This window comes from Bradyrhizobium sp. 141, from assembly GCF_023074055.1.
Classification (GTDB): Bacteria; Pseudomonadota; Alphaproteobacteria; order Rhizobiales; family Xanthobacteraceae; genus Bradyrhizobium.
This window is the reverse complement of record NZ_JADPKR010000047.1, coordinates 1-3018: the sequence shown is the minus strand read 5'-3', so window position 1 is coordinate 3018 and position 3018 is coordinate 1. Positions and strand designations below refer to the sequence as shown.

The following is a 3018-nucleotide window of genomic DNA, read 5'->3' as shown; positions in this document are numbered from 1 at the left end:
TTGCGCAGAAAATCCCTGGTCTCGCGCCCGCTTCGTGGCGGTCCGAGCAGCGGCCGGCCCTGATCGTCGCGACAGTGCAGCAGGATGGGCAGAAGCAGGCCATGATTGACGTTGCTGGCGTCCAGCAACGGCGCCCACGCCGACGGCCTGAGCCGCGTTGCGGCATAGAATCCCTGGCTTTGCGCCGGTGCATCGGCTCGAACTGGCTGGGCGTGGTCGAAAGGATCTGGCTGATCTCGTTGTGGCGCAGCGCGACGGCGGAGATCGCTGCGAACTCCGGAGTGCCGCCGTGGTTGAAAGCATCGGCATCGATGGCGAGCAGCGGGCAGATCCAGTCGAGCGGGCTGATCGACACCGGTCCGGCCACGATCGCGGCGACGTAGCCATCGAGCATGGGGAGACTGGTGGCGGCAGGGTGCCGATCGACACGAACCTGGAGCCACCGCTCGAGCTCCGCAAGCGGCATCGCGGCTGCGGCCATCGACGACGATGCTGAAGGGCGACGCGGGCTCATGCGGCGGCTTGTGCGATGCGCTCGCGGGCCGCCTTCCAGTTCCAGGCGAGCAGCTCGTGCAGCTGATGGCTCTTGGTTCGCCCAGACACGATGCGCTCCAGCACGTCGGACAAGTAGGCCTGCGGATCGAGCTCATGAAGCTTTGCTGTGTTCACGATCGACGACAGGATCGCCCAGCTCTCGGCGCCGCCTTCGCTGCCGCTGAACAATGAGTTGCGTCTTCCCATTGCAATCGGGCGCATGGAACGCTCGACCGTGTTGGAATCGACCTCGACGCGGCCGTCGCGAAGAAACAGCGTCAGTCCGTCCCAGTGATTGAGCGCGTAGTTGATGGCCTCGGCCAGCTTCGACTGGGAGAAGAGCTGGCCGACCGTTGCCGTCAGTCGCGCCTTGAGCGCCGCCATCAACGGAGTGGTCCTGGTGCGGCGGGCGGCAAGCCGCTGCTCGGCACTGCTGCCGCGGATCTCGGCCTCGATGGCATAGACCGCCTGCAACCGTTCGATCACCTCGCGAGCGAATGGCGACTGGGTCGTCTTGTAGACCTCGACAAATTTGCGCCGGGCATGGGCGAGGCAGAAAGCGAGCTGGATCGCGCTGCCATGACCGCGGGCGAGCGCCTTGTAGGCGGCATAACCATCCACCTGGAGAATGCCGGAAAAGCCGGTCAATTGTCCGGCGATCTCCTCGGTGCCGCGGCCGCCGGCGAACACGTAGGCGACCGCCGGCGGCGCGGGGCCGCCCCACGGGCGGTCATCCATGGCATGCGCCCAGAACTGGCAGATGCGGGGGCGATGTCGTCCGGGATCGAGCACCGGCATCGGCGTCTCGTCGCAGAACACGCGCGGCGAGGCCTGGATCGTGCGCAGCTGGAGCTCATAGAGGCTCTTGAGCCACCAGGCCGCACGCTTCACCCAGCCGGCCAGCGTCGCGCGGTCGAGATGAAGGCCCTGACCGGCCAGAATCTGCACCTGCCGATACAGCGGCAGATACCAAAGCAAACTTCGACACCACCACGTGGGTCACCAGCGCCGTTGAGGCCATGCCGCTCTCGATCAGTCGCGGCAGCACCTTCGCCTGCACCACGCCGTCGGTGCAGCCGCGGCAGGCGTATTTGGGACGGATCGTGCGCAGCACCCGCAGGATCGCCGGGATCACGTCCAGCACCTCGCTGACGTCCTCGCCGATCTTATGCAGGCGGCCGTCGCAACACGGGCACGCTGTCGCGTCCGGCTCCAGCACCTGCTCACAGCGTGTCAGGTGCTTGGGCAGCGCGCCGATGTTGCGGCGGGCCTTCTTGCGCGGCTTACCAGCCGGCTTGGTCGCAGCCGCATCGTCGTTGGCCGGCGCAGCTGGTGTGACGCCGGTCTCCAGATCGTCCAGCTCGAGCGCGAGCTGCTCGTCCACGAGCACCGCAAGTCGCTCCGAGCGCTTCCCGAAGATCATCTCCTTGAGCGCCTGCATCGCCACACGTAGCTTCTCGTTCTCGGCGTCAAGCGCGAGCACCATCTCGGTCAGAGCTGCGGTGTCGGTCGGGAGAGCGTCGGGACGAATCGCCATGATCAAACGATACATCCGCGCGCCACAGGCTCCAGCGAAATCCACACGCGTCATCCGACGAGCGCCGGCTGCTTCACAGGCTTCGGCGACACACGCGTCCACTCGAGCCCGTCGAGCAGCATCGCGAGCTGCGTCGCACTCAGATGTATCACGCCGTCGCGGATCGGTGGCCAGGTGAAGCGCCCTTGGTGCAGCCACTTCGTCACCAGCACCATGCCGCTGCCGTCCCACGCCAGAAGCTTCACTCTGTCCATGCGCTTGCTGCGAAACACGAAGACGTCGCCGCAATACGGGTTCGCGCGCAGCGCTTCGCTCACCAGCGCCGACAGCGTGTGCACCGACTTGCGGAAGTCGACCGGCTGTGTCGCCAGCACCACCTTGAGGTCAGACCGTAGCGCAATCACCGGATACCCCGGAGCGCCGACAGCACCGTCGAAAGCGTCGCCAACTCCACGCCTGGCTCGACGCGGATGCGCGCTCCACTCACCTCGATCTCGATCACCCCGCAGGGCTTGGCCGGCGGCGCGGCGATCTCCAAAGGCGTCGTTTGTGCCGGCGAAATACGCTCGGACTCGCCAGCTGTCCCGCCACCGCTTCCGGCGCCAATTTGGATCGGCACGAAGTTCGGCGCCTTGCCGGCCACCGCCGCCGCAACCTGGCGGCGCCACACCGTGAGCAGCCCGCGGGAAACGCCATTGCGCCGCGCCACCTCGGAGATGTTCGCACCCTCCTCAAAGCTCTCCGCCACGATCCGGGCCTTGTCCTCGCCCGTCCACCGTCGCCGTCGGCGCTCCCCAGTGATCACCTCGACGCGACGATAGGAGTCACCTTCCTGCCTGGCATCAAGCATGGCATTTGCCATCGCTTCACCTCCACCGATCAGCTCATGCCAGGCTGTATCGCAGGCGAACCTCGCGATGGCGAGGTGGGGGCCTCATGCCGGTTAC

At 66.5% G+C, this 3018-nt stretch carries 3 protein-coding genes and 1 pseudogene; all 4 read right to left on the bottom strand.

The genetic code is table 11. The features are described 5' to 3' along the window. Positions 1-466 (bottom strand): UPF0149 family protein (locus tag IVA81_RS13820; RefSeq protein WP_247318445.1); only part of this gene is annotated, 466 nt, incomplete at its 3' end. Positions 467-510: 44 nt separating this feature from the next. Further along, positions 511-2071: pseudogene (locus IVA81_RS13815) on the bottom strand (IS66 family transposase). 50 nt (positions 2072-2121) lie between these two features. After that, entirely contained in the window at positions 2122-2475 is a 354-nt protein-coding gene (gene tnpB / locus IVA81_RS13810) for an IS66 family insertion sequence element accessory protein TnpB (protein WP_247318441.1), read from the bottom strand. Beyond that, on the bottom strand, positions 2472-2933 hold the full coding sequence (locus tag IVA81_RS13805) for a transposase (RefSeq protein WP_247318438.1): 462 nt from the start codon (positions 2931-2933) through the stop codon (positions 2472-2474). The genes tnpB and IVA81_RS13805 overlap by 4 nt, the downstream gene beginning before the upstream one ends. Positions 2934-3018: the final 85 nt, after the last annotated feature.

What these genes read in the sequence shown, in the direction of transcription:
- IVA81_RS13805 (WP_247318438.1), bottom strand. Translation starts at nt 2,933, where the DNA reads ATGGCAAATGCCATGCTTGATGCCAGGCAGGAAGGTGACTCCTATCGT.